This window comes from Pseudaeromonas sp. HNCC25DJ182 (assembly GCF_055413365.1).
In genome coordinates this window covers 141,720-161,197 of the sequence record NZ_JBVAYG010000006.1, presented here as the reverse complement: position 1 = coordinate 161,197, position 19,478 = coordinate 141,720, and the positions used below count along the sequence as shown (strand labels likewise).

Here is a 19,478-nt window from a genome sequence, read left to right as displayed (position 1 = left end):
TTGGGGAGCAATCGTCAGTTGGCAAGGAAACAAATAAAAAGGCGCGTCTCTTGGCGGAGAAGCGCCTTTTGTCAATGGGGCCAGCGAGGTATTGCGGCGGAAATAGAGGGCTAGGGCGTTGCCTGCAAGGCTTCACTCATGCCGGTCCAGGCCGGTTTGCGCTGGAAATTGGCATCAAACAGCAGTGGCCAGTCGGGGATGTTGTAATACCAGGGCGTCCAGCTGAGGGCATCGGTCAACCCCCAGACGGTGATGCCACCGCGCAACTCGGCGGGTACCGTACTCAGGTAGGCGGTGATCACCTCGCGATAACGCTGGCGTTGTGCTTCGGCCAATTCGGGCGTCAGCGCCGTGGCGGTATTGCTGGGGTTCATGCGAATGTCGAGTTCGGAGATGCGCACCTTCAGGCCCATGGCCACGCAACGACTGAACGCCTGGCGGATTTCGCTGGTACTGGGCCAGTAGCGGTCGATATGCATCTGGAAGCCGATACCATCGATGGGAATATTGCGGGTGCGGAAATCGGTGACCATTTTTAGCACGGCATCGAGCTTCTTCGGCATGGCTTCGATGTTGTAGTCGTTGTAATAGAGCTCCGCATCCGGGTCGGCGGCACGAGCCAGGGTATAGGCCTTGGCCAGATAGTCGGGGATATGGGTTGACCAGATGCTGGAACGTAGCGAGCCATCATCCAGGAAGGCCTCATTGACCACATCCCAACTGCTGATCGAACTGCTGTAGTGACTGACGATGGTGGTGATGTGATCCGCCAGCATGCTCTCCCAGTTGCCACTGTAGTTGCTCATCCAGCCAGGCAGGGCGTTATGCCAGACCAGGGTATGACCATGAATGCGCATGTTATTTTGCTGGGCAAACTTGACCAGATAATCGCCATCGTTCCAGTAATATTGCTGCTCTTGCGGATGAATATATTCCGGCTTCATGACGTTTTCTGCGACTACCGAGCTGAACTCGCTGGCGGCCAGGTGACGCAGCTGACTGGCCTGCGGACTGTAGCGGATGCTGGATGCGGGCTCGAAATTGCCGACCCCCAACGCCACGCCAATCGGCAGGCTGGTTTGCTCCCGCAGCATGGGGCCTGAGGGCTGGGTTGGCGTTTCGGGTGTGGTATTGGTGCTTTGACTCCCGCCGCACGCGGCGAGGCCGATGGCGGCGATGAGGCTGAGATGGGTAATCAGTCTTGGCATGGGAAACCTGTTGGCAGAACGTAAGGAGCAATCGATAGAGGTCCCGCTTCAGGAGCGGGACCTCTTCACACATTAATGGGTCAAACCACCTTCATCCAGCACGCTGGCGGTCCAGAGGAAAGGGGCGTTCCAGTTGACGGTCACTTCGTTCAGGGTCCAGGCGCCGATTTCATCTTTCCAGCAGGTCTGGCCGATGCACTTGCCCTTCATGGTAGAGGCGACCGGATCACTGAAGTTGATGGAGTTCGGGCCACCGGAGAGTACTCCTGGTGGTACCTGCGGAGAAGCCGGATCGACCGGGTGCGCCCAGAATCTGTGGTGCGGATTCTTCAGGGCACGAGTGCCGTAGCCCGAGACATAGGATTGATCCAGCGGGTTACGTCCCAGCACATAATCCATGGCATCGGACATGGCTTGCAGGTACTTGCGTTCGCCGGTGAAGTCATGGGCCAGGCCGAGGAAGATACTGCGGTTCATCAGGTTGGAGTTGGAGCCCCATGGGTACTCGGTCGCCTGATACGGGATCCGATAGCCTTCCTTCTCCACGCCCTGCTGATAACCATCGGCGGCGGCTACGATAGCAGCACGCGCCTTATCCACCTCTTGTTGGCCGAGCTGGTTCGGGACCAGGGCCAGGGTGATGGTCCCGGCACTGCTGACGCCTTGCCAGTAGAGATCACCGGTCGCGTTTTTGTCACCCTTGGGGGCATCCAGATACAAAGGCGAATCTTGCAGCGCTTGTTTGTACTCTTTCTTGCCGGTGGTGGTGAACAGCTCGGCCGCAGCCCAGTAAAACTCGTCACTCAGATTGGTATCGTCATAGGGGCCTGAGCCGACGAAGTTGTCGTAGGCAAAGACATCCGGATGGCGGTTAGCGGCCTTCCAGGCTTTTTCGGCAGCCTTCAGGCAACGCTCGGCATAGGCCGGATCCTGGGTTTTCCAGACGCGCGCGGATTGCGCGGCGGTGGCGGCCAGGTTCAGGGTAGCGGCGGTACTGGGTTGGCTCAGATAACGGGGCTGCGGATCCTTATGCGGTGGCAGTGGCATGCCGGTCCAGGCTGCATCCGCTACCTTGTGGAACACCATGCCGGAGGCATCGATCTCGGTCAGCTGCAGCTTATCCAGTTGTTTGGATTGATCGCCGACCGGCACAGAGGTCTTCTTCCCGTCCGGCACCTGCATGGAGAGGAAGAAATCCATCATCCAGCGCGCCTCATCCAGCAGATCATTGTGACCATTGCCTTGTTCCGGGATCTTCACCTTGCCATCGGCAAAGGCACTCTTGTCGCCGCTCTTGGCCAACTGTTCGCGCTCGTACAGGTTCATCAGGGTCCAGACGGAGATACCGCCATTCACCACATACTTGCCCTGATCGCCGGCATCGTACCAACCGCCGGTGACATCCAGGGAGAAGTCACAGCCTGGCCATTGATTACCCTTGGCATCCTGTTTGTTGAAGCAGGTGACCTTCTCCGGCTTGTGACCGGCAGGACGCGCTAGATCCGGGCGCTGCACGTATTTGGCCTCGATGTCGATACCGCTACGTTGCTGATAGAAGAAGGAGAGGGCGTCATATTTCATGCGGTGATAGATGTCATCGCCAATGCTGAAGGGATGACTCTTCTCGCCCGCCACCTCGAGCACCAAACCGCTGGCTGGCGTTGTAACCTGGCTGAAGTCGGCAATTTGCACCTGCTCACCGGAGGCGGCATTCAAGCCAAACGGCTGAGTCTTGCCTTCGGCGAGGACTTCGCCCTGGGCATTCAGCAGTTTCCAGGCCTGGGGCTCCTTGGCATCGGTGGCGATGGTGGCGCGCTTTTGCGCCTTGCTCAGATAACCGACCTGGTTGACGCGCACGGCCGCAAAGTCAGATTTTTTGTGCAGGCTCGGACCTACCAGCGACACATCACCGACGCAGACGGTGGTCGGTGTCTGGGTTCCCATCTGGAATTGGAGTTGGGTTTTTTCATCGGTCGCCGATGGGGTGAACTTGATATCGAACGGTTTGGCGCTGTTGCCGAGCTCGATGTCCTGCACCATGTAGTTGGTATAGGGCGCACCGTCATGCTGGACCAGCGCCTTCACATGCACGTTGTTTTTGGCCATCGCCTTGAAATGCAAGGCATAGGTTTCGCCCTCGACCAGCGCAATGCCGGATTGTCCCAGGATCACATCCCACGGATTGGCACCCGATTCGGTAAAGGTGGCGCATCCCATCTGGTTGTCGACCGCCAGGGTGGCACCCGCGGTCCACCAGCCATCAACGCCCTGGCTAAAGCTGCCATTGTTCAATAATTCGGTACTCGGGCCTGCGGTTGCGGTGCCGGAAGCTGCCCCTGTGCTGGCGCCTTTGGGTGCGCAGCCATGCAATCCGATGGTGCACGACAAGACCAGCGCCAGGGTGCTGAGTCGAGATGTTTTCATGTGTTACCTCTTTAGATAGCAGACGGAAAAATGTCGAGTCGATTTCTGCACTCTGCCCGATCGGTATTGTCTCCTGGCCTGATTATGGGCCATTCGCAACCATGCTTCACTGGAGGCTGGAAATCGATTTCACGATGCAAGTAACAACACCCAGCCGGTTAAATCAAATCCGAGTCGATGAATTGTGAAGGCGTTGGCAAATTTTCGCCACAAGACCAATCATCAGAGACTCTATAGCGACCATAAGATATCGATTTCATTTTTTTCAGCATAAAAAAAACCCGGGACAGGCCCGGGTCGAAACGAAGGAACTAACCAGCATGAAACCCAGTGTTTAACACAGATAAATACGGGATTCAGATCACCTTGACGGGTAAATCAGGATGATTTGGCCAGTATATGGCTTTTTCTTGCTCAAGAAACCGATTTCTTTGGTTGGTTTTAGCTTTGTGATCCGGCTCACCATTCTCAGATCATCGCTCGATATTTCATCAAAGCTGTAACGGAACCGCTGGAATCGAATGGGTAGTTCTGTCTACCATAACTATCATGTTGCAATCGATTTCATGTTTTGGCTGTTCTGTTCTCTGATGCGACCAAGGTGGTTAAGTGGTGGTGTTATGAGTGTGGACATCAGGAGTTCGTGACGAATGAAGAGAAGAAATGGTCTGGCCAGGTCGGTGACCTGTCTGTTGGTGGGTTGTGCTCTAGCGGGCGCCGCGTCGGCGGACGGGGTGACGGATGTTCCTCATTTTGGGCAGTGGCCACAGATCCGCAGCGCGATTGCCCAAGATAAAACCATGGAGCAAGAGATCCGGGCTTTGCTCGCCCGGATGACGCTGGAAGAGAAGGTTGGCCAGATGATCCAGCCGGATTTTCGCGAGGTGACGCCCGAGGAGATCCGCAAATACAAGATTGGCTCCGTACTCAATGGCGGGGGCGGCTGGCCGAATAACAACAAGCATGCCTCGGCTCAAGATTGGGCGCTGCAAGCGGATCAGTACTGGCTGGCGGCCGAGGCGGGTTTCAAGGGGCGTGGTTTCCGCATTCCCTTCATGTGGGCGACCGATGCCGTGCATGGCCACAACAATGTGTTTTCGGCAACCCTGTTTCCTCACAACATAGGTCTGGGTGCGGCTCGCGATCCGGAACTGATCTTCCGCATCGGCCAGGTCACGGCGCGGGAAGTGGCCGCAACCGGACTGGATTGGACCTTTGCCCCGACCGTCGCCGTGCCACGGGATGATCGTTGGGGACGGACTTATGAGGGCTACTCCGAAGATCCCGCCATCGTCTACCACTATGCCGGCGAGATGGTGCGTGGCCTGCAGGGCTCGGCCGCCGATCTGCGTGGGCAACGCCATGTCATCTCCAACGTCAAACACTTCGTCGGGGATGGTGGCACCAAGGATGGCGTGGATCGCGGGCAGAACTTCTATTCCGAAGAGGCGCTGCGCAATCTCCATGCGGTGGGCTACTTCTCGGGGCTGGATGCTGGCGCACAGGTGGTGATGGCCTCCTTCAATAGCTGGCATAACCCCTTGAATCGGGACCTGTTGCCGGATGATGAGGTTGAATACAACGGCAAGCTGCATGGCAGCCAGTATCTGCTGACCGATGTGCTCAAGGGCAAGATGGGTTTCGATGGCCTGATCGTATCCGACTGGAACGGCCATAGCGAAATTGCCGGCTGCACCATGGGCGCCTGCCTGCCGGCCGTGCTGGCCGGGGTCGATATCTTCATGGTCACGGCGCGTAAGGATTGGCAGGCTTTCCGCCAGAGCTTGCTGGATGGCGTGGCCAACCAGCAGATCCCGATGAGCCGGATTGATGACGCCGTGACGCGGATCCTGCGGGTCAAGATGCGGGCCGGCTTGTGGCAAAAACCGCAACCCTCCGCCCGTGAGCTGGCGGGCAAACAGGCTGAGCTGGGGGCTGCCGAACACAAGGCGCTGGCGCGCGAAGCGGTGCGCAAGTCACTGGTGTTGCTGAAAAATGACGACAAGATCCTGCCGTTAAGCCGCAGCAGCAAGGTGCTGGTGGTGGGCAGTGCCGCCGACGATCTGGGCAAACAGGCGGGCGGCTGGAGTCTGACCTGGCAAGGCACGGAAAACCAGCGTGCTGATTTCCCCGGCGCACAAAGCCTGCTGGATGCCGTCCGTGCGACGGTTGGCGCGGAGCATGTGTTGGTCAGCAGCCAGGCTGCGGATCTGCAGGCGAGCAAACCGGATGTCGCCATCCTGGTGATGGGGGAAGACCCTTACGCCGAATGGTTTGGCGATATCCCGGATAATAAAACGCTGGCCTACTCCGAGTTGAAAAGCAGTTATCAGACGGATCTGCAAACCTTGAAGCAACTCAAGGCGGCCGGTATTCCCGTGGTGACAGTACTGTTCTCCGGACGTCCCCTGTATGTCAACGAAGAGATCAATCTCTCCTCGGCGTTTGTCGCCGCCTGGTTGCCAGGCACGGAAGGCGAGGGCATCACCGATGTGCTGTTTAAAGATGCCAATGACAAGCCGGGTTATGACTTCCAGGGCCGTCTCTCGTTCTCCTGGCCGTTCCAGAAGTGTGCCACCGCCATCAATCGCACTCCGATCAATATCCCGGGCTGGAAACGACCGGCGTTTGAGCAGGATCCCCGAGGCGCAACCGCACCTCTGTTCCCCTATGGCTATGGTCTGAGCTACCAGCAGCCGTCCCCGGTGGCGGCCCGCATCAGCAATCTGAACCAGCTGCCGCTGGATAACCGCAAGTTTGGTTGCAACGAAACCGATCCGGCCAAGCTGACGGCTGCCGGCAAGGTACTGGAGTTGTTTGGTCCCAAAGCCAGTGAGGAGCATCGGCTGCGGATGGGCGATGCCAGCAACTGGACTGGCACCGAGGTCTCGGGCAACAGCGTGACCGAGATGAAGTTCATCAAGGTGCAACCGATTGACTATCTGCGTCAGCAAGATGCGCGCGCCGTGACCTTCCTGGGTGAAAACAAGCCGGGCGTGGACTCGGGAGCGACCCTGCAACTGCAGACCACCCAGGTCAAGGGGGCGGATCGTCGCAGCTACCTGAAGGCAAACAGTGAGTTGCAGGTGACGCTGCGGGTGCAACAGCCGCCGCAAAGCGATATGACCCTGGGTCTGCAGTGTGGTTGGCCGTGTGGCAAGTCGATTGACGTGACCTCGACCCTGCGGAAATTGCCGGTGGGACAGTGGCTGACCATCAGCCTGCCGCTGAGCTGTCTGAAGGACGGGATGGATTTTGCCAAGACCAACACCCCCTTCATTCTGGGGACCAATGGCCAGGCGCGCATCGATGTGGCCACCGTGCGTTGGGTGCCCGCCTCCTTGCTGCAACCGGACAAGGATCTCAAGCAACTCGACTGTCAGGGTCAGCTAAAACCCTAAACACACATATCGACGTAACCATCAAGACGCCTGCGGGCGTCTTGTTTTTTTTGATGTCGAACCAGTCACTGGGCCGATGCAGTTAGGCGTCGTTCCGGCGGTTGTGACGGCTCCTTGGTTTTATCGTCATGCGCTGGTGCGCTTACTCGTTTCCTGGCGGATATCGGTTGTGGTGACTCTCGCCGCGGGTTGACGTGCGGAAAACGTCACTCGGCTTCGCATTATTTATTGTGAAATCGATGCCTGATTGTTTTTATGACGAGGCAAATAGAGGGCTCCATACGCACCCATATTGCTAACTGCGATTAAATTCCTTTTATTACAGATAGATATGGTTGTTTGTCTCGATGGTTTCCGATCGAGGTTTGGTGTCGAAGTGATCGGAATCACAATTGGTAATCCCAAAACGTGAAATCGATTTCTCATCTTTTTCGGTCGATCTATAGTGCGTGCAACGTTAATCCAGAGGACGAATCATGAAGAAAATTATGTTGTGCTGCTCTGCCGGTATGTCGACCAGCATGCTGGTGAAAAAAATGGTAATCGAAGCCGAGAAGCGCGGTCTGGCCGCCGAGATCAAGGCCTTCGGCGCGTCGGAGTTCGATGACCAGATGCCCAAGTATCAGGTGGTGTTATTGGGGCCGCAGATCAAATACATGCAACCCGAACTGCAGGCCAAAGCGTCTGCTCATGGCGTCAAGGTGCAGCCGATCGACATGATGGATTACGGCATGCAACGGGGAGACAAGGTGCTGGATTTCGCCTTGTCCCTGATTGGTTAATCACTCCGACAAGGAAGGACAAACAACTATGAGTACTCTCTATAGCATGCTGGTCAGGCTGATTGAGCAACGCATCGGCCCATTAGCCGGAAAGCTCGGGCAGCAGCGGTATGTGCTGGCTATCCGCGATGGTTTTATTGCCGCACTGCCGTTCATGATCGTCGGCAGCTTCATGCTGGTGTTCATCTTCCCGCCGATTTCGAATGAAACTACCTGGGGTTTTGCCCGGGCCTGGCTTGATTTTTCAAACACCTATCGCGCCGAACTCATGTTGCCCTTCAACATGAGCATGGGCTTGATGACGCTGTTTATCGCGGTTGGCGTCGCATCGAGTCTGGCCAAGCAATATTCGCTGGATCCGATCACCACCGGCCTGCTCTCCTTGATGTCGTTTATGCTGGTGGCGGCGCAATATAAAGATGGTGTCATCTCCACCCAGTACTTCTCGGGGCAGGGGATCTTTACCGCCTTGATCTGTGCCATCTACTCCACCGAAGTCTATGCCTGGCTCAAGCGTAACAACATCACCATCCGCCTGCCGGATCAGGTGCCAAGCGGTGTGGCCCGCTCCTTCGAGGTGTTGATCCCGGTGCTGGTGATCATCCTGACCCTGCATCCGTTCAACCTGCTGCTGCAGCACACCACGGGCATGATTTTGCCGGAAGCCATCATGGCCATGCTCAAGCCGCTGGTCGCCGCCTCCGACAGTCTGCCGGCGGTGATCCTGGCGGTACTGGTGTGCCAAATCCTCTGGTTTGCCGGTATCCACGGCACCATGATCGTCACCGGTATCATGAATCCGTTCTGGATGGCCAATCTGGCCACCAACCAGGCGGCCCTGGCTGCAGGACAGGCGATTCCCCACACCTTCCTGCCGGGATTCTGGGATCACTTCCTGTTTATCGGTGGCGTCGGTTCGACCCTGCCGCTGGCCTTCTTGCTGATGCGTAGCCGTGCCGTGCACCTGCGTACCATTGGCCGTATGGGCGTAGTTCCCGGTTTCTTCAATATCAACGAGCCGATCCTGTTTGGTGCCCCCATCATCATGAATCCGGTGTTCTTCCTGCCGTTTATCCTGGTGCCGGTCGTCAACGCCATTCTGGCCTGGTTTGCGGTGGATCTGGGTCTGGTGGAAAAAGTGGTCATGCTGACCGCCTGGACCACACCAGCGCCTATCGGGGCCTCCTGGGCCACCAACTGGGCACTGAGTCCGGTCATCATGTGCTTCATCTGTATGGCCATCTCGGCACTGATGTACTACCCCTTCGTCCGGGCCTATGAGCGCACCCTGCTGCAGCAAGATGCGGAGAACGCCAAGAGCGAAGAGTCCGACGTCATGAGTCCAGAGCCGAGTCAGGCTTAATCACCCCGGGCAGCGGATAGGGCGATATCCGCTGCCCGAATAGCAAGAGGAAAAGGTCATGCAATTTAAATTCCCCGAAGGGTTTTGGTGGGGCAGTGCCTCTTCAGCGGCGCAATCAGAGGGCGCGGCGGCTGAAGGCGGTAAGGCTCCAACCATTTGGGATCACTGGTTTGCCACCGAACCGCACCGTTTTCACAACCAGATTGGTCCGGCGGATACCTCGACGTTTTATGGGCGCTATAAGGACGATATCGCGCTGATGAAGACGATTGGTCACAACAGTTTCCGCACCTCGATTTCCTGGGCCCGGCTGATGCCGGATGGCAAAACCGTCAATCCCGAGGCCGTCACCTTCTATAACCAGGTGATTGATGAGTTGCTGGCCCAGGGAATCAAGCCGTTTATCGGACTGTTCCACTTTGATATGCCGATGTATTGGCAGGAGCAGGGTGGCTGGGAAAACCGCGCCACGGTCGAGGCCTATGCCCAGTACGCCGACATCTGCTTCCAGCTGTTTGGCGACCGGGTTGCCTGCTGGATGACCTTCAATGAGCCGGTGGTGGTGGTAGAAGGCGGGTATCTGTATGACTTCCACTACCCGAATCTGATGGATTTCCGCCGCGCCGCGCAAGTGGCCTTCCACATGATGCTGGCCCATAGCCTGGCGGTCGTTCGCTACCGTGCGCTCAATCTGCCGGGCCAGATCGGTATCGTACTGAATCTGACCCCCTCCTATCCGCGCTCCTCGCATCCGGCGGATCTGAAGGCTTCGTTTATTGCCGATCTGTTCTTCAACCGGGCATTCCTCGATCCGGCCGTCAAGGGCTGCTATCCCCAGGAGCTGATCGACATCCTGCAGGAATATGACCAGATGCCGGTGACCCAGATAGGGGACAAGGAGCTGATCGCCGCTGGCAAGATCGATCTGCTTGGCATCAACTACTACCAACCGCGACGAGTCAAAGCGCGGATGACCGCGATCCAGCCCGGGACTCCATTCTTACCGGATTGGTTCTTCGAAAATTACGAGATGCCGGGCCGCAAGATGAATCCTTATCGCGGTTGGGAGATCTACGAGCGCGGTATCTACGACATTCTGACCAATCTGCGTGACCACTATGGAAATATTCCGAGCTATATCTCGGAAAACGGTATGGGCGTGGAAGGCGAGCACCGCTTCATTGGTGACGATGGCCAAGTGAAGGATGATTACCGCATCGATTTTATCCGCGGCCACCTGCAATGGATCCATGCTGCCATTGCCGAAGGGTGTCATTGCCGTGGGTATCATTTGTGGACCTTTATTGATAACTGGTCCTGGATGAACGCCTATAAAAATCGATATGGCTTCATCAGTCTGGATTTAGAAACTCAGCAGCGCACCGTCAAGAAAAGCGGCGAGTGGTTTGCCGAGGTTTCACGGAATAACGGATTTTAAGGAGAAAGAGATGTTGGATCTTGAAGAAGCAGTGATGGGTATTATCGTCAACGCCGGACAATCACGTAGCCTTTGTTTTGAAGCCTTGCGTCAAGCGCGTGCCGGTTTATTTACCGAAGCCGATGCGCTATTGGCACAAGCCACTGAGGCCGGTAAGGCCGCCCATTCGGTACAGACCAAGCTGATTGAGGCCGATGAGGGGGAAGGTAAAACCAAGATGACGCTGGTGATGGTGCATGCCCAGGATCATTTGATGACCTCCATTCTGTGCCGTGAGTTGGCTACCGAGTTAGTCGAGATTTACCGCCGTCAGGCAAAATAGTTGTTGTTTGTTGAATTGGAAGTCCACTTTGCCACCGACCTGTCGGTGGCTTTTTTATGGCCGCAATATAATCCTTAATTATTATGTTTGTCATTAATTTCAGTGATGCTGCTGATAGTTTCAATAATATGAAATAATCATGACGCGATTTCAGTTTTGTTTTTCATTTCAAATTCTCGATATCCTTATTCCGAACTTGGTTGTCATCCATTAAACACAGAGGAGTGTGGATACCATGGGTAAATTTGGAATTATGACTGCGGTATTGCTGGCAAGTGGTTTATATGCAACTCAGGCATCGGCATTTTGGTGGAATAATCAGGACTGGCAAGTCTCTGATGGTTGGCGCAATGGCGGCTCGGAATTTGATTGCACCTGGCGTGCGGCGAATGTCTGGACCGAATCGAACATGGCTGTTTTAAATGCCAAATCAGTCAGTGGCAATAAGAGCTGTGCGGAGATGCGCAGCTACAATTATACCCGCCGCGGCCGTTATGAAGTGCAGATGCAAGCCGGTGCCGTTCCGGGAACTATTAGCTCCTTCTTTACTTATGTCGGAGAAGCCAGCACCAGCAGCCACTATGAAGTGGATATTGAATTAATGGGCGGCACTAATCTGCTGCATACCAATGTCTGGATCCAGGGCAAACAATATCCGCTCGACATTGACCTGGGTAAATATGGCATGGCGATCTGGAATATGGAGCGTTATGCCTTCAACATAGATGAATCTGGTGTGACCTGGCAGGTATTTAGCCGCACCGAGAATAAATGGGTCACGGTTCGCCGGGAAAGTCGTCCGGTGACTGGTTGGATGCAATTGTTTGTGAATAACTGGATCAGCGCCAACCCGCAGTTCCCACCTAGCTCTTATAATGGTCAGCAGGCCTACGCCAAGTATAAATATATATCCGTTCAGACGTGGGAATAATAATCCCGTGATATACGCGAGGGGCTCTGAGAGCCCCTCGATTTGACGTTTTATCCGTTTGGTGTTGGTGACAATGCGGCGCCGGAGCAACCTAACGCCGACACGCCGTGAATCCGTCCATGGAGGCTCGAAGGCATCATCCCTGATGCCTACGGTCGGCTTTCAGGTGATCTCCGCCGCCTCATTCTCGCGCTATTGAATAACCAGCCCTGCTTTAGAGAGTTGAATCTCTCTTATGTCTCTGAATATTGATCCATATTGGCTCGGCAGGGTGGAATCTTGGCATAAACACTTATTTTGAATACCCCTGACTCAGGCGATCGATCAGCTGATGGGAGGTAAAAATAAGCAAGATAATCAGCGGCATAACGGCAATCGCGGCCCCGGCGCAAACCGCCCCCCAGGGCACAACCCCCACCCCTTGCAGCGCGCGTAAAGCCAGGGGCAGGGTATAGCTCTCCATATCGCGTAATACGACCAGCGGGGCCATAAAATTATTCCAGGAGGCAATAAAGGTCAGCAGTGCCAGCGTGAAGAGCGCAGGTTTGATGAGTGGCAATACCATATACCGATATAAGCCCCATTCGCTGCAACCATCGAGGCGTGCCGCCTCAATCACTTCATAAGGTACTGCTTGCTCGATATATTGGCGCATTAAAAATACCCCGAAAGCACCACAGGCAGCGGGAATATAGAGCGCCTTGGGCTCATTGATCCAGCCGAACATGGCAATTATCAAGGCATTGGGGATCATATTTAAAAAACCGGGCAATAGCATGGTGCCAAGCACCAGATTAAATAGCCACTTCTTACCTTTGAATTGATACAGAGCAAAGGCGCAACCCGCCAAGGAACAAAATAATAGATTCAATCCGGTGGTCATGATGGCGATATAGAAGCTATTCGACAGGTTATGCCAAAAATAGGGCAGTCTGTTTAATAGCTGGGATATATTTTCACCCAGTTGATCGCCAAACCACAGCGGTGGCGGAACGGCAAATATATGGGCTTCATCATGGGTGGCAAATACCAGCATAAACCAGAACGGCAACACCATCAGGATGGCTCCCACGCCAATCAGACAAGGGAGCAACCAGTGAGGTGATGAGCGATGATGCATCCTGTTCATCCATTATTTCTCTGGTTAATGAGGCGTCCTAAACTGCAGAGTGCCAACAGCATGATAAATAACAACCAGGCGACGGCCGATGCGGTGGCAAAATCCCCTTCCGCAAACGCCGTGGCATATAAATACATGGCCATGGTTTGACCAGCCTGACCGGATCCTCCGGTTCCGGCCGTCAGAATAAACGGCTCTTCGAATAACTGCATATTACCTATTAAACTCAGCGTCAAAGCCAACAGTATCATGGGTCTGAGCATCGGCAACGTGACATGGCGTAGCTGTTGCCAAAATCCGGCTCCTTCCAGATAAGCGGCATCAAATAGCTCTTCAGGGATGGTTTTCATCGCCGAAAGATACAGCAAGGTATTCCAGCCGACATAACGCCAGAATACCACCATGGCAATACTCCAGCGGATATGACTCGAGTCTTGCCAATCGATAGCCTGTTCTGGAAATAACCAGCCCAAGGGATGGATATCAAAGATGACCCAATCATGTAACCCAGAAATAACCTGATTTAATACACCAAAGTCACGGGAAAATAGAGAGCCAAACACCAAGGAAATAGCCACCGACGAGGTGATGAAGGGCAGAAAATAGAAGCAAAATAAAAAGTGCCGCGTGCGATTTGATAAGCGAAACAGCAGGGTGGCCAGCGGCAGCGCGATGAGGTGCTGGGGCACGCCGGCGACGATGGCAAGCCATAGAGTGGTATAAAGAGCGCGATAAAACCACTCATCAGTCAATATGTATTCATAGTTGGCAAGCCCCTGCCACTCCATATCCCATAGCGATGCATTCAAGTCCCAACTATGCAGTGAAATCCAGGCCGAGAATAATATCGGGTACAATCCGAATACCACAAAAATAATAAAGAATGGCGATAGATACAGATAAGGTATCCATTTTTTGTTGAGGATTACCGAATATTTTTTCCACGCGCTCTGCATCAATGTCTCGCCTTGCGCTTGATTTGGCGCTCGGCATCTTTCAGCGCCTCCTGAATATCTTTATTTTCTTCGAGTACCAGATCCATCTGTTTACGGATGATCTCGGCGGCCATGGCATCATGCTGATGCGGAATAATACTCGGCATCTTGTCGGCGGCATCTTTCCAGAGCAACCGGGCCTGTTGCTGGCCTAGGTAGTCGATGGGTTCTGCCATATGCGGGGTGTGCTGGGCACTGAGCAGCGCGGGAAACGCATCGAGTTTTTCAAAGGCTTCCAGCTGCATGACCGGATCCAGCGTCATGAAGCGAATAAAGTCCCAGGCTTCAGGCTTATGGGCGGCGGCTTTGGGAATGGCGTAGAAAGAGCCGCCCCAACTGGCATAGGCATGTGCCGGCAATTGGCTGGCGCGCCACAGCCCTTTGCTTTCAGGCGCTATCCAGCTGGCCAGATGCCCGGCAAACCAGGCCCCCATCATCTGGGTGGCAATCTGTCCACGGCGGATCGACTCGGCCCACTCATTACTCCAGATCTGCAGCCGTGCATCCAGCCCCTGCTCCCGAGCCTGCTTGGCCAGGGTAAAAGCCCGGACAAACCGCTCGCTGCGCACCAGACTCTCACCCGCCTGATTGAAATAGAGCCCTTCGCCAGGTTGGAGTCCGATACGGATATAGATGTCTTTCAGGTCGCTGGCATTGGCGACCAGATAGATGCCCTTCTGTTTGAGGCGCATTCCTGACGCAATGAAGTTCTCCCAGGATGTTGTCATCTCATCGAGGGTGACACCGGCCTGCGCCAACAGATCCTGGCGGTAAAACAGGGTGCCGGGACCGATGTCCGCGGGCATGGCCATCAATTCCCCCTGCTCATTCCGCGCTTGGACCATGGTGTAGGGCACCAGTAACGACTGGTACTGGTGGGCGTTGTAGGGCGGGGCGCTGAGCACGTCGAGACCGCCGGAATGGGCAAAACGGCCAATAAAACCCTGCTCCAGACCCATGATGTCGGGCAGGCCGGCACCGGTGGCCAGCGCGGTCGTCATGGCATGGTGGTGATCGTAAAACGACAGCGCAACCAGGCGAATGGTGATATCGGGATGCAGCTTCTCATAGCGGGGTATGGCGGCCCGGATGGCGGCATCAAAGTTCGGGTAGGAGGCGATTGTCAGCGTCGTAGCCTGTGCCCAGCTGGAAAGCAGATATGCCAATGTGATGCCCAGTAGCCCACAACATGCCGGTATAAATCTCAAGCGAGCCCCCTGACGTGATAAAGCAAACCTTGAAAGCGGTTTCGTAATCCTATTTGGTGGTCATCTTATAAATCATATCTATCAATAGACAAGCTTGATTCACCAAACCGACCTTCACGCGCCGCTCTTTTTTCGAACCTGGATGCGCCTTGCATCTATCCACTGGGAAGCTCTATCCGGGAGCTCCCCATGCCCGTACCGCTCACGCTATCGGCTCTATGATGACCATGAATAAATGAAATCGATGCCATGAATGTCTTGTGGGGCTGTCGATTCCTCGGGTGTCTCGCGGGCTGATCTGGGCTGCGTTTGGCTAGCCCTGGCCCTCTGACATTGCGGGCACCCGCTTCAGAAACGGCAGTGCTGTCCCGAGCGGGTCCAATTTCACAAGTATAAAATAAGTGTATGAATATTAAGGATTAAGCCTATTTCGTTCTGCTTTTGCGCGAGATCTCATTTTGATGCATGAAAATGAAACTGGAGAGAAAATCATCGGGAGCTGGCAATTGTTTTGTGATTGTTAGCACGAATTACGATCATTTCAATGGATATTGATTGCTTTGGAAATCGATTTCAAGAGAATCGCCATATCATCGTTTTCTAGTGGCATCGATTTCAAGATGGCGGTTTGAGATGCGGCAGCCCACCACGGTGAGACAATTTTCCCATTGATTGGAGTGGTCAATATGAATGCAACAAAGAAAGGACTTTTGGCGTCTCTGATCGCCGCGACCCTGCTGGGTGGCTGTGGCGGTGCAGAGGATATTCCGGCTGGTGGCGGCGTGACACCGCCAGATAACGGCGGTGGTGATAGCTCCTTGCTGCTGTTCGGAGTTGGTGCGACTGCCACCACCCCGAACATTCAATCCGAGAAGGATGGCTGGAACGTACAGGCTGTGACGGCCACGCCGGTTGCGATGACCAGCATCAGCGCCGTTCTCATCAACAACGCCGGCACCGATGACACCGCGGATGTCCAGGTCGCGGGCGATGGCGATGGGACTTTCATGCTCAAATCCGCTACCCCGTTGAACTTGAGTCAATATGCCTCGGGTTTCATCGAATTCCAGCTGCGCGCCAAGAGCGCGGTGCCGAACGAGTTGAATGCCTCCATCGACAACGAGTACCCCAACCGCAGCAGTCTGCCGATTGCCAGCGCGGTGCAAGGTGGTGGTAACTGGGAAACCCTGACCCTGCCCATCAACTGCATGAAGCCATTCCCTGGCGCAACGGCCATCAATCTGGCTTCCGTCGGTACGCCGTTCCATCTGGCGACCAAAGAAGCCTTTGATTACGAAATTACCAATGTGAAGTACAAGCTCACCACCACCGAGACTCCGGTTGTCGATCCGGTAACCTGTGAAGCCGCGGGCACGGGTGGCGATACCGGCTCAGGTGTTAATCAGGCGCCAGCACTCGCCGCCGGTGATGCCGCTCTCTATTACTCCGGTGATAAGAGCCTGGCGACGGATGACAGCGCCAGTTATCCGGTCAATAGCTTTGGCGGTACGGTGACGGATGCCGATCAGGTGGTCACTGCGGATTTTCCGGGCAATGGCGGTGTGTTTTTGGGCACCGATAGCGCGAACAGCGACCTCTCTGCCTATCAGGCGGGTGCCATGACGCTGGATGTGAAAGTGACCAGCTATGGTGCTGCGCCGAATATCCAGGTCCGTATGGATGGTACTGCGGGCCCGGATTACGGCACCTTTTTCACCATGGACAGCAGCAAGGTTCCGGCCGATGACAGCTGGTATCGCTGCACCTTACCGGTTGCTTCCTTGATCCCGGCTGCCAATACCAACTCGGTGCAAAAAGCCCTGTATATGTCGGGTGCCTGGGATTCGATGGCAGGACTGAAATTCGCCTTCACCAACGTGGCTTTAAAATCAGCAGTTCCTGCCGACTTTGATGCTAATTCGCCTTGCCAAAAAATCGCTCTTTAAGCTGAAACTCGGCCCATTGCCTAGGGCCGAAAATAATATTGATATCTCGTGGAGTATAAAATGAAATTGAAATATGCAGCCTTATTGGTAGGCGCTTGCTGTGGCTTTGCATTGCCCGCGATCTCTCAAGCCTCTGAAACCATCGGGTTCCACGGTTATATTCGTGCTGGATCCCTGTTTGATGCCAAGGATAATTTCTCCAAGGCTGGTTATGCGGATGAAATGGATAAAACCATGGGCCGTCTGGGTGCCGAAGTGGATAATAGCTGGGAAGGTGGGCTCAATAAGTTATGGGACCTGGGCAGCGGCAAATCCGTGAATATTCACTTCAAGGTGGAATCGGATGGTGATGGCCTGCAAACCCGAGCCGCCCCGCGGGAATCGGGGGTTTCCGAGACCTATGTGGAATTAGGCGGTATTACTCCGACCGGTACCATGTGGGGTGGTCTGCGCTATTACGATCGTGAAAACTATATTTGGACCACCGATTATTTTTATACCGATTATTCCGGTACCGGTGCTGGTTTTAAAGATGTAGAAATGGCTGATGGCAAGTGGGATTTTGCTTATATCAACAGCAATGACACCGACCATTCGGATCGTCCGGATGGTAGTGCCGCCACCATGCATACCCTCCACTCCAGTGCTTTATATGGCGCCTGGGATTTCGAAGTCGCGCTCAAGCAGATGCCGAATAACGAGTTCACCGGCGACAGCAAGCAATATGCGACCAAGGGGATTGAAGGAACCACCATCTATTCTCGTGATGACTTCTTCTTCATGCCGGGCGGTTTCTCCAAGTTTATTGCGCAAGCGGGTCGCGGTTTGGGCTCCGGTGATTTGCTGGGGGCGAACCTGACCAATACCGCCATGTATCGCAAGGGCTCCTTGTATCAGAAGACACTGCAAGACAAGGCCGATGGCTATAAGCCGTATCAGTCCAAGGTGATGGACGGCGATCAGTCCTACCGGCTGTTTGCCTGGGGTGGTTGGTATGGCGCCAGCCTGCATTTGCTGCCAACCCTGTCCTATCAGTACAACGATTATGAACTGGGTGGTCATGACTCCTGGTATGCGGCATCCCTGCGTCCCGTGTTCCCGGTAAATGAGTTCTTCTCGGTGCAAACCGAACTGGGCTATGTCAAAAACAACCTGATCGTCGCGGGTGTTGACCAGGGGAGCCACTCCAGCAAACTGAGCGTGGTGCCCACCTTCACCGTGAATACCGGCGTGGGTCCTTCACCTGAAATTCGCCTGCTGGCCACCTATGTGGATCGCAACTACGAAGTGGCTTGGCAAGATAGCCGCGAAGACTTCCTGGTCGGGCTGCAAGCGGATATGTGGTGGTAATGCCGGTTGGGCAACCCAGCTACAGTTATTATTCTTGATTCTCGGGCCCCTCAGGGGCCCGTATTTTCTGAGGACACAGGTTCTGAGGAGACAGGTATGACACAAGGTAAACAGAGTTGGTTGTGGCTGGTCGGTTTACTGGCCACCGGCTGTTCCAGTATCGATATGGATCCTGCGCTGCGGGCTCCGGCAACCGGCACTACATTCCAGCAACAGGCCCAGGCGGATAGACAGCTATTGGCGCAAAAAACGGCGATCGCAACGTTGTCCGAGCTGATGTATCAGCCGTTGAATCAAGATAAGAGCTGGGTCCAGATTGGCTCCAGCAACCAGGTGTTTTCATTTGCCAGCGGGAAAAGTTATGTCGCTGCCTATGCATTACCCACCACGACGCAGGCGACCCGGGTCAAACTAACGGTACCGATCGATTTCACCATCTTTCTGCCCAGCGTCATGATCCTGGATGAAAACTATACCCAGCTTCAGCTGATCCCGAGTTCTCACTTCACGTACGGGGGCGGCTCCTTGTTGACGGGGCAAAACCTGGCCGGAGAATTCATCATTCCGGCATCCACGGGCAGCTCGCGGGCCGCCTATATGCTGCTGTTTACCACCAGCGAGGATATGCAAGCCAGTACCAAGCTGGATGCCGAGGCATTGCAGCGGGCCATGGAGCACGATCGCGCCAGCGATGTGGCTCGCCTACGGCATGCGGAAGTTCCTCATGCCGCAACCGGACGTCTGTACCTGGCGCTCGAGACTCAAGCCTCCGTGCTTGCGGCCCCTGCCGAATCGAATATCGAGCCGGCCATTGCCGCCGCCCAGGCCAAGCCGTTGAGCGAGCTGGAGTACTACCAGCGGATCCGCACCGCTGTCGCCAACAAAGATTATGAACAGGCCATCGGCTGGGTGAATGCCGCCGAAAAAGCCGGTTTCACCCAGGCGCGAGGGGTGTTTTTTGCTGCGCAACCCTAACTATATCCACGGTAT

General features: G+C 54.9%; 14 protein-coding genes. 9 read left to right on the top strand and 5 right to left on the bottom strand.

Features of this window, described 5'->3' with window-relative positions; genetic code table 11:
• Nucleotides 1-110: 110 nt before the first annotated feature.
• Complete coding sequence (locus ACZYUB_RS07085) at nt 111-1,208, bottom strand: endo-1,4-beta-xylanase (RefSeq protein WP_463946697.1); 1,098 nt, start codon at nt 1,206-1,208, stop codon at nt 111-113.
• A 72-nt stretch (nt 1,209-1,280) separates the two neighbouring features.
• Nucleotides 1,281-3,632, bottom strand: a complete 2,352-nt coding sequence (locus ACZYUB_RS07080) for a glycoside hydrolase family 9 protein (RefSeq protein WP_463946695.1) — start codon at nt 3,630-3,632, stop codon at nt 1,281-1,283.
• Nucleotides 3,633-4,282: 650 nt separating this feature from the next.
• Between ACZYUB_RS07080 and ACZYUB_RS07075 the strand changes: the two genes are divergently transcribed.
• The 6 genes from ACZYUB_RS07075 (at nt 4,283) to ACZYUB_RS07050 (ending at nt 11,869) form a co-directional block, all read left to right on the top strand.
• A complete protein-coding gene (locus tag ACZYUB_RS07075; protein WP_463946694.1) occupies nt 4,283-7,033 on the top strand; it encodes a glycoside hydrolase family 3 protein in 2,751 nt (916 codons plus the stop codon).
• A 476-nt stretch (nt 7,034-7,509) separates the two neighbouring features.
• On the top strand, nt 7,510-7,815 hold the full coding sequence (locus ACZYUB_RS07070) for a PTS sugar transporter subunit IIB (RefSeq protein ID WP_463946692.1): 306 nt from the start codon (nt 7,510-7,512) through the stop codon (nt 7,813-7,815).
• Between the two features lie 28 nt (nt 7,816-7,843).
• Complete coding sequence (locus ACZYUB_RS07065) at nt 7,844-9,178, top strand: PTS sugar transporter subunit IIC (RefSeq protein ID WP_463946691.1); 1,335 nt, start codon at nt 7,844-7,846, stop codon at nt 9,176-9,178.
• A 58-nt stretch (nt 9,179-9,236) separates the two neighbouring features.
• A complete protein-coding gene (locus ACZYUB_RS07060) occupies nt 9,237-10,616 on the top strand; it encodes a glycoside hydrolase family 1 protein (protein WP_463946689.1) in 1,380 nt (459 codons plus the stop codon).
• A 10-nt stretch (nt 10,617-10,626) separates the two neighbouring features.
• The gene (locus ACZYUB_RS07055) at nt 10,627-10,938 is read left to right on the top strand and encodes a PTS lactose/cellobiose transporter subunit IIA (RefSeq protein WP_463946687.1); all 312 of its coding nucleotides are present in this window, start codon (nt 10,627-10,629) and stop codon (nt 10,936-10,938) included.
• A 235-nt stretch (nt 10,939-11,173) separates the two neighbouring features.
• Entirely contained in the window at nt 11,174-11,869 is a 696-nt protein-coding gene (locus ACZYUB_RS07050; protein WP_463946685.1) for a family 16 glycosylhydrolase, read from the top strand.
• 292 nt (nt 11,870-12,161) lie between these two features.
• Here the strand turns inward: ACZYUB_RS07050 and ACZYUB_RS07045 are convergent, their stop codons facing one another.
• The 3 genes from ACZYUB_RS07045 to ACZYUB_RS07035 all read right to left on the bottom strand — a co-directional run bounded on the left by ACZYUB_RS07045 (nt 12,162) and on the right by ACZYUB_RS07035 (nt 15,192).
• Nucleotides 12,162-12,989 (bottom strand): carbohydrate ABC transporter permease, encoded by an 828-nt coding sequence (locus ACZYUB_RS07045; RefSeq protein ID WP_463946683.1) that lies wholly within the window; start codon nt 12,987-12,989, stop codon nt 12,162-12,164.
• Nucleotides 12,990-12,994: 5 nt separating this feature from the next.
• Nucleotides 12,995-13,846, bottom strand: a complete 852-nt coding sequence (locus tag ACZYUB_RS07040) for a carbohydrate ABC transporter permease (protein WP_463946681.1) — start codon at nt 13,844-13,846, stop codon at nt 12,995-12,997.
• A gap of 98 nt (nt 13,847-13,944) precedes the next feature.
• Nucleotides 13,945-15,192 carry an ABC transporter substrate-binding protein gene (locus ACZYUB_RS07035; protein ID WP_463946679.1) on the bottom strand — a complete coding sequence of 416 codons (1,248 nt, stop codon included), beginning with the start codon at nt 15,190-15,192 and terminating at the stop codon, nt 13,945-13,947.
• A gap of 710 nt (nt 15,193-15,902) precedes the next feature.
• Here ACZYUB_RS07035 and ACZYUB_RS07030 point away from each other — a divergent pair.
• The 3 genes from ACZYUB_RS07030 (at nt 15,903) to ACZYUB_RS07020 (ending at nt 19,463) form a co-directional block, all read left to right on the top strand.
• Nucleotides 15,903-17,138, top strand: a complete 1,236-nt coding sequence (locus ACZYUB_RS07030) for a putative glycoside hydrolase (protein ID WP_463946677.1) — start codon at nt 15,903-15,905, stop codon at nt 17,136-17,138.
• Between the two features lie 60 nt (nt 17,139-17,198).
• On the top strand, nt 17,199-18,488 hold the full coding sequence (locus ACZYUB_RS07025; RefSeq protein ID WP_463946675.1) for a carbohydrate porin: 1,290 nt from the start codon (nt 17,199-17,201) through the stop codon (nt 18,486-18,488).
• Nucleotides 18,489-18,584: 96 nt separating this feature from the next.
• Nucleotides 18,585-19,463: a MalM family protein gene (locus ACZYUB_RS07020; protein ID WP_463946673.1), complete on the top strand. Its 879-nt coding sequence runs from the start codon at nt 18,585-18,587 to the stop codon at nt 19,461-19,463.
• Nucleotides 19,464-19,478: the final 15 nt, after the last annotated feature.